This is a genomic window from Paludibacterium paludis (assembly GCF_018802605.1).
Lineage (GTDB): Bacteria > Pseudomonadota > Gammaproteobacteria > Burkholderiales > Chromobacteriaceae > Paludibacterium > Paludibacterium paludis.
Genome location: NZ_CP069161.1, coordinates 2398762 through 2413655, shown reverse-complemented (window position 1 = coordinate 2413655; position 14894 = coordinate 2398762). Strand labels below are relative to the sequence as shown.

General features: G+C 61.0%; 14 protein-coding genes. 8 read left to right on the top strand and 6 right to left on the bottom strand.

Annotated elements, in window-relative coordinates:
• Positions 1–26: 26 nt before the first annotated feature.
• The 5 genes from JNO50_RS10910 (at position 27) to JNO50_RS10890 (ending at position 7078) form a co-directional block, all read left to right on the top strand.
• On the top strand, positions 27–1466 hold the full coding sequence (locus JNO50_RS10910; protein WP_189533210.1) for a cytochrome ubiquinol oxidase subunit I: 1440 nt from the start codon (positions 27–29) through the stop codon (positions 1464–1466).
• Positions 1459–2463, top strand: coding sequence for a cytochrome d ubiquinol oxidase subunit II (gene cydB, locus JNO50_RS10905; protein ID WP_189533208.1), 1005 nt, complete (start codon positions 1459–1461; stop codon positions 2461–2463). Before JNO50_RS10910 ends, cydB begins: the two co-directional genes overlap by 8 nt.
• Entirely contained in the window at positions 2464–2610 is a 147-nt protein-coding gene (locus JNO50_RS10900) for a hypothetical protein (protein WP_189533207.1), read from the top strand.
• A gap of 99 nt (positions 2611–2709) precedes the next feature.
• Positions 2710–6099: a PAS domain S-box protein gene (locus tag JNO50_RS10895; protein WP_189533205.1), complete on the top strand. Its 3390-nt coding sequence runs from the start codon at positions 2710–2712 to the stop codon at positions 6097–6099.
• Positions 6100–6103: 4 nt separating this feature from the next.
• Positions 6104–7078: a response regulator gene (locus JNO50_RS10890; protein WP_189533203.1), complete on the top strand. Its 975-nt coding sequence runs from the start codon at positions 6104–6106 to the stop codon at positions 7076–7078.
• A 16-nt stretch (positions 7079–7094) separates the two neighbouring features.
• Here the strand turns inward: JNO50_RS10890 and JNO50_RS10885 are convergent, their stop codons facing one another.
• Together JNO50_RS10885 and nudK are read right to left on the bottom strand one after the other, a co-directional pair.
• Positions 7095–8573 carry a CYTH and CHAD domain-containing protein gene (locus JNO50_RS10885; protein ID WP_189533201.1) on the bottom strand — a complete coding sequence of 493 codons (1479 nt, stop codon included), beginning with the start codon at positions 8571–8573 and terminating at the stop codon, positions 7095–7097.
• A gap of 181 nt (positions 8574–8754) precedes the next feature.
• Positions 8755–9339, bottom strand: coding sequence for a GDP-mannose pyrophosphatase NudK (gene nudK, locus JNO50_RS10880; RefSeq protein WP_189533199.1), 585 nt, complete (start codon positions 9337–9339; stop codon positions 8755–8757).
• Positions 9340–9453: 114 nt separating this feature from the next.
• Between nudK and JNO50_RS10875 the strand changes: the two genes are divergently transcribed.
• Positions 9454–10218: a DeoR/GlpR family DNA-binding transcription regulator gene (locus JNO50_RS10875; protein ID WP_189533197.1), complete on the top strand. Its 765-nt coding sequence runs from the start codon at positions 9454–9456 to the stop codon at positions 10216–10218.
• 87 nt (positions 10219–10305) lie between these two features.
• Here the strand turns inward: JNO50_RS10875 and JNO50_RS10870 are convergent, their stop codons facing one another.
• Both JNO50_RS10870 and JNO50_RS10865 read right to left on the bottom strand, forming a co-directional pair.
• The gene (locus JNO50_RS10870; RefSeq protein WP_189533195.1) at positions 10306–10821 is read right to left on the bottom strand and encodes a GNAT family N-acetyltransferase; all 516 of its coding nucleotides are present in this window, start codon (positions 10819–10821) and stop codon (positions 10306–10308) included.
• Positions 10805–11374, bottom strand: coding sequence for a GNAT family N-acetyltransferase (locus JNO50_RS10865; protein WP_189533193.1), 570 nt, complete (start codon positions 11372–11374; stop codon positions 10805–10807). Before JNO50_RS10865 ends, JNO50_RS10870 begins: the two co-directional genes overlap by 17 nt.
• 274 nt (positions 11375–11648) lie before the next feature.
• Between JNO50_RS10865 and JNO50_RS10860 the strand changes: the two genes are divergently transcribed.
• Positions 11649–12335, top strand: a complete 687-nt coding sequence (locus JNO50_RS10860) for a sensor histidine kinase (RefSeq protein ID WP_189533191.1) — start codon at positions 11649–11651, stop codon at positions 12333–12335.
• The gene (locus JNO50_RS10855) at positions 12332–12985 is read left to right on the top strand and encodes a response regulator (RefSeq protein ID WP_189533189.1); all 654 of its coding nucleotides are present in this window, start codon (positions 12332–12334) and stop codon (positions 12983–12985) included. The genes JNO50_RS10860 and JNO50_RS10855 overlap by 4 nt, the downstream gene beginning before the upstream one ends.
• A 127-nt stretch (positions 12986–13112) precedes the next feature.
• Here JNO50_RS10855 and JNO50_RS19260 read toward each other — a convergent pair whose 3' ends face one another.
• Both JNO50_RS19260 and JNO50_RS10845 read right to left on the bottom strand, forming a co-directional pair.
• Entirely contained in the window at positions 13113–13673 is a 561-nt protein-coding gene (locus JNO50_RS19260) for an IS5 family transposase (RefSeq protein ID WP_189533187.1), read from the bottom strand.
• Between the two features lie 27 nt (positions 13674–13700).
• Positions 13701–14831, bottom strand: a complete 1131-nt coding sequence (locus JNO50_RS10845) for a DNA/RNA non-specific endonuclease (protein WP_189533184.1) — start codon at positions 14829–14831, stop codon at positions 13701–13703.
• Between the last annotated feature and the right edge of the window lie 63 nt (positions 14832–14894).

The following is a 14894-nucleotide window of genomic DNA, read 5'->3' as shown; positions in this document are numbered from 1 at the left end:
CCGTCCGGAAACAACAGGAACCCCACATGACTCTGACCGCCCTGGACCTGGCGCGCATCCAGTTCGCCTTCACCGTTTCGTTTCATATTGTGTTTCCCGCCCTGAGCATCGGGTTGGCGAGCTTCATCGCCGTCCTGGAAGGGCTGTGGCTGAAAACCGGCCGCCAGGTCTATCTGGATCTGTGCCGGTTCTGGTCGAAGGTGTTCGCGGTGGGGTTCGCCATGGGGGTCGTCTCCGGGCTGGTGATGAGTTATCAGTTCGGGACGAACTGGAGCGCGTTCTCCAATTTCGCCGGTTCGATCACTGGGCCGTTGCTGACTTACGAAGTGCTCACGGCGTTTTTCCTGGAGGCCGGTTTTCTTGGGATCATGCTGTTCGGCTGGAACCGGGTCGGACGCCGGGCGCATTTTGCCGCCACGGTGATGGTGGCCGTCGGCACGCTGGTCTCGACGTTCTGGATTCTGGCCTCCAATAGCTGGATGCAGACACCCGCCGGTTTTACCATCGCCGACGGCCGGGTCGTGCCGGTTGACTGGTGGGCTGTGATATTCAATCCATCCTTCCCCTATCGGCTGGCGCACATGACCCTGTCCGCCTTCATCGCCACTTCGCTGCTGGTGGCGGGCTGCGCGGCGTGGCACTTGTTGCGCGGAACGCGCGCCGAAGGCGTGCGCATTTCCCTGTCCATGGCGCTGGGCATCCTGCTGGTTCTGGCTCCGCTGCAAGTGTTCGTGGGCGACCTGCACGGGCTCAATACGCTTCGCCATCAGCCGGCCAAACTCGCGGCCATGGAAGGCCTGTGGGAGTCGGGGCCGGACGGCGTTCCTTTCACGGTGTTCGGCATTCCCGACATGGAAGCGGAAACCACCCGCTACGCATTGGAAATACCCCGGCTCGGAAGCGTGATCCTGACGCACAGCTGGAACGGTCAAGTCCGTGGACTCAAGGCCTTTCCGAAAGCGGATCGTCCCGATGCGCTGATCGTGTTCTGGAGTTTCCGGGTGATGGTCGGCCTCGGGCTGCTGATGCTCGCGATGGCCGGCGCCTCCTGGGTGTTGCGCCGGCGCGGCGCGCTTTTCGAAACCCGCTGGTTCCTCCGCTTCGCCGTGCTGATGAGTCCGGCCGGCTTCATCGCCATGCTCGCCGGATGGTTCACCACCGAAGTCGGGCGTCAGCCCTGGGTGGTCTATGGCGTGATGCGTACCGCCGATGCCGTGTCGCCGGTGACACGCCAGGCCGTGGGGGTGTCCCTGATGATCTTTGTGGTTGTGTACTTCCTTGTTTTCGGAACAGGAATGTATTACTTGCTGCGGTTGTTGAGAAAAGGTCCCGGCACCCATGAGCCGACGCCCTCAGGCCAGAAAGAGCCGTTCGGGCCGTGGGTGACCTGGTCGGGTCGGCGACCGCTCTCGGGCGCGGGTGGCGGTGTGGAAGACGATTCGGAAGGAGGCGAAGGCCATGTTTGATTTACCGTCGGTTTGGGCGGGCATCATCGCTCTGGGAGTATTTATCTACGTGATGCTGGACGGATTCGATCTGGGAATCGGGATACTGTTTCCGTTTTTCCCGGAGGAACGCGACCGCAATGTGATGATGAACACCGTGGCTCCGGTATGGGATGCCAACGAAACCTGGCTGGTGCTTGGCGGGGCCGGTCTCTTCGCGGCCTTCCCCGTTGTCTACTCGGCCGTGCTTTCCGCGCTGTATCTGCCGTTGATCCTGATGTTGTGCGGATTGATTTTCCGGGGAGTGGCGTTCGAAATCCGCGGCAAGGCGCGGCGAACGCGCCATGTGTGGGATCTGGCCTTTATCCTGGGCTCATCCGGCGCGGCGTTCTTTCAGGGGGTGGCCCTGGGCGCCTACATCCAGGGCATCCGGGTCGAGGGAAGGGAGTTCGCCGGAGGTGTTTTCGATTGGCTCACACCGTTCAGCCTGTTCACCGGCGCCGGTGTCGTGATCACCTATGCCGCGCTCGGCTGCGGTTGGCTGATCATCAAGACCGACGGCGATCTGCAGCGCCGGCTGTTCCGGATCATGCCGTTTCTGACCTGGGCGTGGCTGGCGGCGATTGGGATGGTCAGTATCTGGACTCCGCTGCTGGACACGGCGATAGGCGAGCGCTGGTTCCGTCTGCCGAATCTGTTCTTCCTGATGCCGGTTCCCCTGGCTGTGCTGGCCTGCGTCGCGGCAATCCTGCGCGCGTGCCGCAATAAGAACGAACGACAGCCCTATGGCTTCGCCCTGTTGCTTGCCGCGCTCGGGTACGCGGGTTTCGTGATCAGCATCTGGCCCATGCTGATACCGCCTTCGGTGTCGTTATGGCAGGCGGCGGCGCCCGAGTCGAGTCTCGCCTTCACCCTGGTCGGCGCGGTGATCATCATCCCGGTCATCCTGGTGTATTCGGCGCTGGGGTATTGGGTTTTTCGCGGGAAGGTGCGCGCGTCGGACGAGGGGTACCACTAGATGAGACCGCAAAACGCGAGACGCGAATCGTCACGCCTCGAGAAAATCGTGTGGTTCGCCGGACTCTGGTGCGGCGGCACGGCGGCGCTCGCCGTGCTTGCCGTTGCACTGAGAACGGCGATGAAAATCCTGGGCATGGCGCTTTGACTGTTCTTTGGGCGGGCGACTTGATTTGGCATAAAGGGAGGGGAGTGGCTATCCATAAGTAACATGGCCCGTGACGAGGGCGGTCTCGAGGAGGCGACCATGAGTCATGGCGAAAAATCAGTATCCCGTTCCCGACGGGGCGGCATCACCGCGGTGGGAACAGTGACCCTGGACGAACAGGGCCGGGTTCTGTCATTCGATGCCGTGTCCGAGCGCATTTTCGGTTTTTCGGCGGACGAGGTGCAGGGAAACAATGTTTCCCGCCTCATGCCCGAGCCTTACCACTCGGAGCATGACCGGTATCTGGCGCGTTATTTGAGCGAAGGAAATCCCAGAATCATCGGCAAGGGCCGGGAGGTCGTCGGCCTGCGCAAGGATGGCACGGTATTCCCGATGTGGCTGGCTGTCAGCGAGGTGAAGCTTGGCCAACTTCGAGTATTTGTCGGATCGGTCGTCGATCTGTCCGGCCAGCGGCATGTCGAGGAAGATCTCGCCTCCAGCCAGGAGATGACCCGGGCCATCCTCGATACGGCGGCCAATCCCATCATCACCATCGATGCGTCGGGACTCGTCAGCACCTTCAACCCCGCGGCCGAGCGACTGTTCGGCTACGCCAGGGACGACGTGCTGGGCCGCAACGTGAGCTTGCTGATGCCCGAACCTTACCGGTCGGAGCACGACGGGTATCTGGCGCGTTTTCTTGGTGGCGGAGAGCCGCGCATCATCGGCAAGGGCAGGGAGGTGCAGGGCCGGCGCAAGGACGGCTCGACGTTTCCGATGCACCTGTCCGTGGGCGCGATGCAAGTCGGCGGCAAGCCGCTGTTCGTCGGCATCATTGCCGACATCAGCAAGCTCAAGGAGGCGGAGGGCAAGCTCGCCGTCAGCCTCGAAATGACACGCGCCATTCTCGATACGGCCGCCAATCCCATCATCACCATCGACGCGCGCGGGATCATCGGAACGATCAACCCCGCGGCGCAAAGGCTCTTTGGCTATGCGGCGGACGACATGGCCGGCCGGAATGTCAGGATGCTGATGCCCGAACCCTATCGCTCGGAGCATGACGGTTACCTTGAGCGCTTTTTGCGGGAAGGGAATCCGCGCGTGATCGGCAAGGGACGGGAGGTGGAGGGGTTACGCAAGGACGGCTCGACATTTCCGATGCATTTGTCCGTCGGCGCGATGCAGGTCGGCGGCGAGCCGATGTTCGTCGGCATCATCGCCGATATCTCCGAGCGCAAGGCCGCCGAGGCGGAACTGACCCGGCACAGGGATCACCTGAAGGAACTGGTGGCGATCGCCACCACCGAGGTGAAGGCCATCGTGCAGACCGCGGTCAGCGGTATCGTCACCATCGACGAACACGGGCTGATCCATACTTTCAACCCCGCCGCGGAAGCCCTTTTCGGCTGGTCGCTGGCGGAAGTGAGCGGCAAGAATGTTTCCCTTCTCATGCCGGCGGAGGAGTCGGGCCTGCACCAGCGCCACCTGGAGGCATTCCTCGCCACCGGCCGCAGCACGGTCATCGGACGCGGACGGGAAGTGCTGGCCCGGCGCAAGGACGGCACACAGTTTCCCGCGTATCTGTCGGTGGGGCACGCGCAGATCTCCGCCAATCGCCATCTTTTCGTCGGGTTCATTTCCGATATCTCTTCCCAGAAACGCGCCGAAGCGGTATTGCAGCGAGCCAAGGAAGACGCCGAGGCCGGCGTTCGGGTCAAGGCGGCATTCATCGCCAACATGAGTCACGAAATCCGCACACCGATGAATGCCATCATCGGTTTCGCCGAACTTGTCCTGCAGGAGCGGCATTTGTCCGCCGAAGTGACGCGCTATGTGCAAACCATTCTCGGTTCGGCCAAGTCATTGCTTGGCATCATCAATGATGTCCTGGACATCTCCAAGCTCGAGAGCGGCAAATTCACCCTCGAGCGGGTCGGCTTCCATCTGCCCAACACGCTGGTGGCGGCGCTGGGGACGATCGAGCATCGCGCCGCCGAAAAAGGGTTGACGATGTCTGTCGATTACCCGGCTTCGCTTCCGGTGCATTTTGTCGGAGACCCGACACGCTTGCGCCAGGTGATCCTCAACCTGGTCAGCAATGCGATCAAGTTCACCGAAAAGGGTGGCGTGCGGCTTGCCGTGGCAGCGGCGAACCGGCCTGACATGCTGCACTTCTCCGTCAGCGACAGCGGTATCGGAATGACGCCGGAACAGGTCGAAAAAGTCTTCGAAGCGTTTTCCCAGGCCGACATCAGCACGACCCGCCGGTTCGGCGGCACCGGGCTTGGAACGACCATCACCCGGCAGATCGTCGAATTGATGGAGGGCGAGGTCTGGGTGGAAAGCGAGCCGGAACAGGGGTCGGTTTTCCATTTCACGGCTAGGATGCCGACCTGGAGCCAGGGCGAGGAATGCTTGCCCGACGAGGGTTTTGTCACCTGCGACGAATTTCAGTCACCGCGCACTTTCAGAGTGTTGCTGGCCGAGGATATCGAGGCCAATGCCATCCTGGTGACCTTGCGGCTGAAACGTCAGGGGCACGAGGTGACGTGGGTGAAAAACGGTCTGGAAGCCCTGGAAAAAATTCGTCACGAGTCTTTCGATATCATTTTGATGGACGTCATGATGCCGGAAATGGACGGCCTGGAGGCGACGCGCGCTATCCGTGCCCTCGAGTCGGCCGCTGGTGCGCGCACGCCGATTCTGGCGCTGACCGCGAGCGTGATGCGCGAAGACAATCGCCGCTGCTTCGCCGCGGGCATGGACGGAATCGAAGCCAAACCGATCGATTTCAACCATTTGCTGGCCACTATGGAGCAGCATGTGCCGGAAGGCCGGGGCAGTTTGCATCTTGCCCGCGATATGGAGGGAGCCACGGGAGTTCAGGTGGACTTTGCCCCGGTATCGCGCTGCGCCGATGTTCCGCGGGCGTTGCTGTCCTGGGGCGACGCGCAGGCCTATGCCAAAGCGTTGATCCAGTTCGCCGAGCGCAATGCCGATGACGCCGGTGAAATGGCGCGCCGGCTTGGCGAGGAGAACGGCAAGGAGCGCGCGCGAGTGGTCGCCCATGCGCTCAAGGGTGTGGCGGCGAACCTTGCGCTGGATCGGGTGGCGAGCCTGGCCGCGCATGTGGATGCGCAGCTCAAATCGGGCGACATGCAGCAAATCGGGGCCGTGCTTCATGATCTGGCGAATGAGCTGACCCAGGTCGCGCGCGGCATCGCCCGGCTGGTGCTGCCGGATGGCGGATCCGCGTGGGCGGGCGACGCCGATCCATCGACGGTCGCGCGGCTTCTGGCGGCGATCCGGGCGGGGCTGGATTCGCTCGACCCCGATGTGGTGGAACCCGTGATCGACGAATTGGCCCGATGCGTGGGTGATGCCGCTCTGGCCCCGCTACGAACCCGGATTGCCGCCTTCGATTTTGACGGGGCACGGGACGAGGTGGAAAAACTCTCCGGTGGCTCGGGGGAAGTGAAGGAGTGAGGCCATGCTGAAAAAAATCCTGGCGGTGGATGACGAACCCAACAACCTGCAGCTTTTGCGGCAAATCCTCAAAGGCAGCTATCAGCTCGTTTTCGCGACAAACGCCAGAAAGGGGCTGGAAGCGGCGCGGCAGCACCGGCCGGATCTGATTCTGCTCGACATTTCGATGCCGGACATGGACGGTTATCAGTTGTGCCGCGAATTGAAGGCCTTGCCAGAGACGCAGGCCATTCCGGTGATTTTTGTCACCGCCATGGAGTCGGTGGACGACGAGGCGCTGGGGTTCGATGTCGGCGCGGTCGACTACATCCAGAAGCCGGTATCCGCGCCGATCGTGCTGCGCCGCATCCAGACGCACCTGATGCTGGTGAAGGCGCGCGAGGTCGAGAACCGCCAGCGCGAAGCGATTTTCATGCTGGGCGAGGCCGGACACTACAACGACACGGACACCGGCGCGCATATCTGGCGTATGGCCGCCTACGCGAGGGCCTTGGCGCTTGCCGCCGGCTGGTCGGCCGAGCGCGCCGACATGCTGGAGCTGGCCGCGCCGATGCACGATACCGGCAAGATCGGTATACCCGACGACATCCTGAAGTTCCCGGGCAGGCTCTCGCCCGAACAATGGGATGTGATGAAGCGGCACACGGATATCGGCTATGAAATCCTCAGAAAAAGCGATACGCCGCTGTTCGTGATGGCGGCCGAAGTGGCGCTCCGTCATCACGAACGATGGGATGGCAGCGGTTACCCCGATGCCCTGGCCGGGGACGCCATTCCCGAGAGCGCCCGGATCGTGGCGATCGCCGACGTGTTCGATGCGCTGACAACGCGAAGGCCCTACAAGGAACCGTGGTCCATGGAGGCTGCCGTGGCGGAAATCGCCGGTTCGGCGGGATCGCATTTCGCGCCGGACTACGTCGGGACATTTGTCTCCATTTTGCCCGAAATCCGCCGGATCCGGGATACCTGGCAGGGGTGAATCCGCGGCGGCCGCCTCACCAGAACGCAGAGGTATGTCTCAACCGCCGGCGAGCGCGCGCCAATTGTGGTTTCCTGCGGCTTTCCATGGCGTCGAGGCGGGCGATCACCGTCCGCGCGGCCGGTGCGAGCGATGGAGTGTCTTCGGCGAGCCGGAGCAGCAGGGCGCGCCCCACGGCGGCGTCATTCATCCGGCCCAGAACGGCAAGCAGATCGTTCAGTGGCGCGAGATAACGCCGAACGGACCGGCGATCGAACCGGAACGCGAGAAATTCCGCCGCATAGCGCAGCTTCTTCGCCCGTTTGCGCAATATGTGCCGTTTTTTCTCCTTGCCGGCGACAGGGGGGGGCTTTTCGAGCGCGCGCCTGCGCCGCTCAAGCGCACGGCGGGCGAATCCGTTCCATGCGGTCTTGCCGGTTCCGTCTTGCGCCAGCCAGAGCGTCAGACGAAGCAAAAACAGGCCGTAACGGGACGACGTCAGCGCTGCCGCCAGCTCTCCACGGCTCGCTTCGCGCTTTGCCGCGATAGCGGCAGCCAGCGCCGTGATGTCGTCATGATTGGTTCCCGCGCCAGCCAGTGTTTCATCCAGAAACACGTCCAGATCGCGCACGGCGCCAAGCCGGCCGGCCAGCCAGCGCGCTTCGGTGTCGATGATCGTCCAGGCATCGTCCGTTTGCGCACGCAAGAACAGGGCGCGCGCGCTGCGCAGCCGGCGCAACGCCACGCGAGCCTGGTGGATGCACTCCGGGTCGGAGCGGTCAAGAATGCCCGGAACATTGGCGCGCAAATGGCGCGGGCACTCGCGGACGACGAGACGGAAGGCTCCGGAACGGGTTTCTCCCGATTCGGGCTCCAAGCGGCATGCCCGTGACGGCGCGGGCGCTTGCGCGGGCTCGTATAGCATGCGGCCGCGCGCGCCGGGGTCGGAAGCGACCGGCTCCACGGGCAAGCGGGCGGCCACCTCCAGCGCCAGCGCGTACAGGGCCTCGGCGGGCCCCTGCTGCTCGAGCGCAAAGGTCGCATCGTTGATGGCGAACATCCGGCCGTTACCGCGCAGCGAGCCCTGATCGAGTTGTACGCGGATCCGCCGGCCGGACGATCCGCCCACGATCCAGACGGTCCGGATCAACGTCTCGGAAAACCGGGGGACGATGGCGTGGTTCCCGACCGCTTTTGCCAGGGTCTTGCCGATTGCCGTTCCGGCGAATCCATGCAGGCCCGGTGCCGGCCCGTTCAGGGGCATCTCAACGGTTCGTGGTGTTCGGCTACTCCGTCCCCGCCGCGTCAGACATTGCCGCCATCGCCCGTCCTGCCGGATCAGACACAGGCTCAGGCCGTGCCGCGCCAGCGAGACATCCTCGGTGTCGTAGTGGATGCGGCGCAGACGCTCCCGTACCGGGCCGTTGTGTTCGCCCGCGTGCCGGGCGATGAAACGGCGGAAAACGGCATTCCGGCCGGGCGGCAAGCGCAGTGTCAATTCGGTTTCTGTCGCCATGGGCAGGGCGCTCCTCATGAGGCGTCGCGGAATCGGGGGTTCGATCATGCTTCACGTATTCCGATATCATGTCATGGACAAGAAAGCGTGTGTATGACGTTAGACAGGAAAGAAGAGCGCCGACCGCTTTTTCCGGATAAGGTCCGCCCGCACGAAACGGACGGTAATCGCCATACAAGGTTCAGTGTTCGAAAAGACCGTGCAGGCAGGCGTGCTGAAGCAGCATGATGGTCTTGCCATCTCGGATCTCTCCGCTGTCGATCATCGCCATCGCCCGCTCTATGGGTAATTCCAGCACCTCGATATCCTCGCCTTCGCTGGCGTCTCCGCCGCCGTCGCGGACCCGGTTTGCGCTTTGATAATGACCGACGAAAAAGTACAGCTTTTCGGTGACGGAGCCGGGGCTCATGTAGGCCTCGAACACTTTGCGCACGTCCGTTACCCGGAATCCCGTTTCTTCCTCGGTTTCCCGGCGAATGCAGGTCAGCGGATCGTCAAGATCGAGCAGGCCCGCGCAGCTTTCGATCAGCATGCCGTCCGGGGAGCCGTTGACGAACGCCGGAAAACGGAACTGGCGGGTCAGGATAACCGTGCGCGCCTCCCTGTTGTAAAGCAGGATGGTCGCACCGTTGCCGCGATCATAGGTTTCGCGGCTCTGACGCTGCCAGCTGCCGTCGCGGCGACGGTAGTCGAAGGTGGTTTTTTTCAGGATGAACCAGTCGTCGGAAAGAACTTCCACCGCGACGATGCGGATGGGATCGTTCATGAGCGTGCGCCTTCCTGTGGGTGAATGAAGGTGATGCTTTATGCATAATATCGTGCAGTATCGTGCACTAACAAGTAATATCGTGCATAACTTGATGCCAATGGGGAGACTTCGATGCTGACCCGTCAACGCCGACAATGGATTCTGAGCCGGCTTCGCGAGGAAGGACTGGTGGTGGCCGCCACGCTCAGCCGTGAGCTGGGCGTCTCCGAGGACACGATCCGGCGCGATTTGCGCGATCTGGCCGCCAGGGGATGCCTGCTGCGGGTGCACGGCGGCGCTCTGCCGGCGTCGCCGGCCACGGCGAACCTGGCCGGCCGGGCGAAGGTGGAGCCGGAAGGCAAGCGCGCCATCGCGAAAACCGCGGCGGCCATGGTGCGGCCGGGGCAGATCGTGCTATTGGACGGCGGAACCACCTGCCGGGAGCTGGCCCGCCAGCTCCCGCGCGATCTGGTGGCCACCGTGGTCACCCACAGTCCGACCGTCGCGGTGGAACTGACGGATCACGAGGGTATCGATGTGGTGCTGATCGGTGGTCGTCTGTTCAAGCATTCGATGGTCACGGTCGGCGCGGCGGCGGTGGAAATGGCCGGCAGAATCCACGCCGATCTGTACTTCATGGGGGTGACCGGCATCAGCGCCGGCGCGGGACTCACCACGGGGGATCAGGAGGAGAGCGGCATCAAGCGCGCGCTGATGGGCCGTGCCGCCGAAACCTGGGTGCTGGCGTCCTCGGAAAAGCTCGATGCGGCGTCGCCCTGGGTGATCGCGCCATGCGCCGAGGTCAGCGGGGTGATCGTGGAGCACGACGCGGCGTCGGCGTGCCTTGCCGCCATCGATGCGCTGGGCGTGACCGTGCTGCGCGCCGACTCGCGCTGACGCGCCTTGCCCCGTGACACGGCGTTTCTCTCGGGAAAATCCGGCGAGCGACGGAGAGCTGGGCGGGCATGGGCCGCGAACGCAACGTCAGTGCGCGCGGATGTCGTCCAGAGACAGTTCGAAGCGCTGTTCGCCACGCGTCCCATGCGCGCTGTCAGGCCTCATTCCAAGCTTGTGGGCGACCCGCCGCGAGGCGGTATTGCGCGTGTCGATGTCGGCGATCAGGCTGCGCACCGTGCCGATCCGGCGGGCGTGGGCAATGACGGCGAGGGCGGCTTCGGTCGCGTAGCCCATTCCCCACGCGGCGCGCGCGAAACGCCAGCCAAGTTCGGCGCTGTGCGGGGATGAGGTGGGCAGCAGCATGATCCAGCCAAGAACGCATGACAGCCCTGTTCGGGGAATGACCGTCCAGTAGCCGAAGTCGGGTCCTGGCCAACGGGCGATCCGCTCGCGCACGAATGCTTCGTGCGCCACGGGATCCGTCCAGGGACCCTCGATGTAGCGCGTGACCTCCGGGTCGCGATCCATCGCCAGACATTCCGGAAGGTCGGCCAGGGCGCGCTGCCGCAGCGCTAGGCGCCCGGTCTCAAGTGTGGGCAGCATTGGCGCGTCCGGCGCGCGGGTCGGGGTCGGTGCTCAGTCGCGCGTAGCCGGCCAGGGAAAGGAAGGCGCCATTTTTCATTTCGCACTCCCGACGAATACCTTCCAGAGTGAAGCCGGCGGCGGCCAGCTGCTTTTGCGACGCGGTATTGTCCAGTTCCACTTCCGCCTCGATCCGGTGCAATCCCAATTCGCGAAACGCATACTCCACAAAACCGGCCAGCGCTTCGCGCATGTAGCCTTCCCCCCAGAATTGGGGAAGCAGCCAGTATCCCAATTCCGCGCACCGGTGTTCGCGGGACAGCGAGCTCAGTCCGATGGCGCCGATCGGCTGGCCGTCATCCTTGCGTTCGATGGCCAGCCAGCGGCCGGTACCATCCCGCCGGATGGATTGGAACCAGTCCATCTGGAGTTGGCAGGCGTCGATACTGTCATAGGAAATGCCGTAATGCTTGATGACGTCAGGATGGGACAAGCCCGCATAGACGAAGGGCAGGTCATGTCCGGTGAAGTCGCGCAGTCGCAGGCGCGGGAGGGGGATGTCGGGTGTATTCATTGCGGTAATCGTCGGGTCATGGGGCACGGCAATCAAGTCGTCACGGGACAGGGAGCACTCGCATTGGCGTTGGATCTTCCGCCTGTACCAGAGGGTAGCGTCAAATCTTCCAGAATGGGAATGTTTTTTGGTAGTATTTATTCTATTGGTATCTTTGATAAGACGTTCAACAGAAACTATCCAGTCAGTTTGATTATTGTCTTACAGACACGAGAGCGACGGCGAGTTCACGCAGTCTGCGCCCGGCCGTCACATGCCAGAACAAGAGGATATCATGCATGGATCGCGACAATGCGGCATCGAATACGAAGCGGGATTCGGGCAGCTCGTAGCGGCGAACGAGGAGATCGCCCGGCGGCTGCACGATGAGTTGGCCCAACGTCTGGTTTTTGCCTTGATCCATCTTGACGATGCCCGCGCCGGCGCGAACGACCCGGCTCCCTTGGCGCATTGCCGCGGACTGGTTCGGGAGGCGTTGGGGGCCACGCGGGAACTGATCGGTCAGTTACAGGGAGAAAACCCCGGCGGGCGAATGCCGAATGCCGACGATTTCGCGGAGCGCTGCGAGTCCGTCGCCCGCGAGGTCGGGACCATGGCCGGCAAGATCATTGGCACCGATTGCCCTGCTGTCCGGATAAGCCTTCCCGAACCTGTTGCCCGCCTTCTGCTGGATGCCGCGCGCGAGTTGCTGGTCAACGCCTGCAAGCATGCGCCGGAGGCGCGTATTGCCCTGCGGCTGCGCGAGCGGCGCGGAGGCATCGAACTGACCGTGCGGGACGACGGTCCGGGCTTCGATCCGCAACGCATTCTGGCGCCGCGTGCCGGCGGGAGCGGGCTGTGCCGCCTGCCCGCGCGGTTGCGGGCCGAAGGCATCGGCTTGACCTTGCGCACGGAGAAGGGCGCGGGCGCGGGCGTGTGCGCCGAACTGGTCTGGCCATCGATGCCCGGGAGCCGGTCATGAGCATTCGCGTCATTCTCGGCGACGACCATGCCATCCTGCGCGAAGGTCTCATCGCGCTGCTGGAGCGGGAGCACGATATTCAGGTGCTGGCCCAGGCGAAAAACGGCATGGAACTCCTGCAACTGGCTCGAACCCTCCAGCCCGATGTGGTGATCACCGATCTGGCCATGCCCATCATGAACGGCCTTGAAGTGATCCGACGCCTGAGCGCCGAGGCGCTGCCTTGCAAACTGCTGTGCCTGTCGGTGACCGACCGGCCCCAGTCGGTGCTCGATGCGCTGGATGCCGGGGCCGCCGGCTACGTGCTCAAGGACAACTCGTACGAAGAGCTCGCCCGCGGCATACGCAGGGTCATGGCCAACCAGATCTACCTGAGCGGAGAGCTCATCGGCTCCGTGGTGCAGGCCCGCCGTGCCCCGCAGAGTGTCGAAGAGCGGATCAGGCTGCCCAAACTCACGGCGCGCGAGCGCCAGGTGGCGCAGCTCTTCGCGGAGGGGCACAGCACCCAGGCGATCGCCAGCCGCCTGTTTCTCAGCACCAAAACGATCGGCACCCACCGGGAAAACATCTTCCGGAAACTCGACATCAAAACCATCGCCGAACTCACCCGCTACGCCATGCGGGAGGGGTTGAGTCCGGTGGATTGGTAAGAACTTTGTTTATGGGATGGATCTCCCTTCACAGGCAGTGAGGGGGTAGCAATCTCGTGGTGGCACCTCGATGCCGGCTCAGGAAGGGGGGAGCATCACCATAAACTGGAGAATGATCGGCCTGGATCTAGGCTCTGTTTGCTAAGGCCCTCAAATATCGTCGTATCATGACAATGTGAATGCTTGCCAAATAATGTAGCGCCAGTTTTTCGTAGCGTGTCGCTACGGCGCGCGCTTCTTTGAGCCAGCCAAGACAGCGTTCGATCACGTTGCGCCGCCTATACTGTTCCCGTTCGAACTTGGGCGGTCGGCCCCGACGGTGGGCTCTCTGGTCTTTACGCTCGGGAATGACGGCCGGTATTCCCCGCTTACGCCGCCATTGACGAATCCATCGATGGCTGTACCCCTTGTCACCCGCCACCCTTTGCGGTCGTTGCCGTACCGTTCCGCTCCGACGGCCAATCCGGATGGCCTCAAGCAAGAGTTCAAAATACCGGGACTCATGAGACTGGCCGGGGCTGAGCCTCACCTTCAGCGGCAAGCCGGCACCATCGGTGACGATAGGGAGCTTGGTTCCCCATCCCCCTCTACGGCGTCCCAAAGCGTGATCAGCCGACTCATTCGCCGGTGCGTTTTTTTCGCCCCAGCCGCGACTGTATGCGCGCGGACGTTCGAACCATTGATACACCAGAGCGACCCATCGATTTGTGTTTGGTTATTTTTTATTGGCAAATAGCTCTATAATTTCGTTTTCGCTTATATATGGAAATGTTTTTTTTAAGGCAAGAATGGCATCTTCTTTTGTTATGCTAAATTTCGGTGTTGGAATGTATGTTATAGAGTTGAGGTGTAAGTCGTCTTTCCCAGCGTTTTTGTCTTTTCTATTCTTTTCGTTAATTGGATATTGTTTCAGTTTTCCATTGTCTGTGTGTTCTAGTGTGAATTTGAATTCAGGAGTGTTGGACAGATCTTTTTTTTCTTCATGCTTTTTAACAAGGTTCTTGAATGTTTTCGCTTCTCTAGTGGTTTTTATATGTATTGGTGTTTTTTTGTCTGCGGATTTCGCCGAAGCACTCCATTTGCTGGGTATTGATCTATTGAATTTGACTTCATGATTTATGGGGAAAGTTTTTTTATTTATTGTGATTTTATTTGCTGTTTCATCTATGTCCCCTTTGATTATTTTTGCATATACAAGTTTCTTTGTTGGTATGATGAAATCAGAATCATATTCAAGATCTACTTTATATTCTATCCTTACGTGATTTTCTTTATTTTTTACTTCGGTGGAATTGGTCTTGTTGTGCTTTTCTGGATTTGGGTCTACCGCATTTTTTATTGGATTTTCCAATGCGTTGACATACGCTGGAGTGTTAAATTTGGTGATCTGAGGTGTGATATTGCCTTCTTTATTTGAGTTGAATAAGCCGCCGATTAATTGGTCGCCAATTAGATGGCCGGCGTCAAAGGTGACAGGTTGCATGTTGGGCGGTATGCCTGTGAGGAGGTATATTTCATTTGCCGCGATTTTACTATAACCTGCTGGAGCAGAGTCTCGTTCTATCTGTTTAGGTGCGATTGTGGCTGCTGATATTTCAGCCGAGGCGTTTTTGCCAAGCTTGGCCTGAGGTTCGTCTTGATCTATTTCATTTGATAATGATTCAGCGCCAAATAGATCTTTCAGCGTACATCTATGTCCGGCATGCTCTCTAGGGGTGGTACTAAATGTTGCTCTGCCAGTTGACATTTCTGTTTCTTTTTTGAAAGTTTCAGTTATTTTAGAAAACTCTTTTTCTGCTTCAGTGCTTTTTGCATTATAAAATATAGACAAATAAAAGTCCTTCATATCTCGTGGTATTCTGTCGAGATTTTTTCCGAGGTATTCCGATAGTGTTTTTTGGTATGCTAT

Bases quoted from the DNA above. Each gene is read 5' to 3' on its own strand.
- nudK (WP_189533199.1), bottom strand. From the start codon at position 9,339: ATGAACGATCCCATCCGCATCGTCGCGGTGGAAGTTCTTTCCGACGAC.
- JNO50_RS10890 (WP_189533203.1), top strand. From the start codon at position 6,104: ATGCTGAAAAAAATCCTGGCGGTGGATGACGAACCCAACAACCTGCAG.
- JNO50_RS10860 (WP_189533191.1), top strand. From the start codon at position 11,649: ATGCATGGATCGCGACAATGCGGCATCGAATACGAAGCGGGATTCGGG.
- cydB (WP_189533208.1), top strand. From the start codon at position 1,459: ATGTTTGATTTACCGTCGGTTTGGGCGGGCATCATCGCTCTGGGAGTA.
- JNO50_RS10845 (WP_189533184.1), bottom strand. From the start codon at position 14,831: ATGAAGGACTTTTATTTGTCTATATTTTATAATGCAAAAAGCACTGAA.
- JNO50_RS10900 (WP_189533207.1), top strand. From the start codon at position 2,464: ATGAGACCGCAAAACGCGAGACGCGAATCGTCACGCCTCGAGAAAATC.
- JNO50_RS10865 (WP_189533193.1), bottom strand. From the start codon at position 11,374: ATGAATACACCCGACATCCCCCTCCCGCGCCTGCGACTGCGCGACTTC.
- JNO50_RS10885 (WP_189533201.1), bottom strand. From the start codon at position 8,573: ATGGCGACAGAAACCGAATTGACACTGCGCTTGCCGCCCGGCCGGAAT.
- JNO50_RS10910 (WP_189533210.1), top strand. From the start codon at position 27: ATGACTCTGACCGCCCTGGACCTGGCGCGCATCCAGTTCGCCTTCACC.
- JNO50_RS10855 (WP_189533189.1), top strand. From the start codon at position 12,332: ATGAGCATTCGCGTCATTCTCGGCGACGACCATGCCATCCTGCGCGAA.
- JNO50_RS10870 (WP_189533195.1), bottom strand. From the start codon at position 10,821: ATGCTGCCCACACTTGAGACCGGGCGCCTAGCGCTGCGGCAGCGCGCC.
- JNO50_RS10875 (WP_189533197.1), top strand. From the start codon at position 9,454: ATGCTGACCCGTCAACGCCGACAATGGATTCTGAGCCGGCTTCGCGAG.
- JNO50_RS10895 (WP_189533205.1), top strand. From the start codon at position 2,710: ATGAGTCATGGCGAAAAATCAGTATCCCGTTCCCGACGGGGCGGCATC.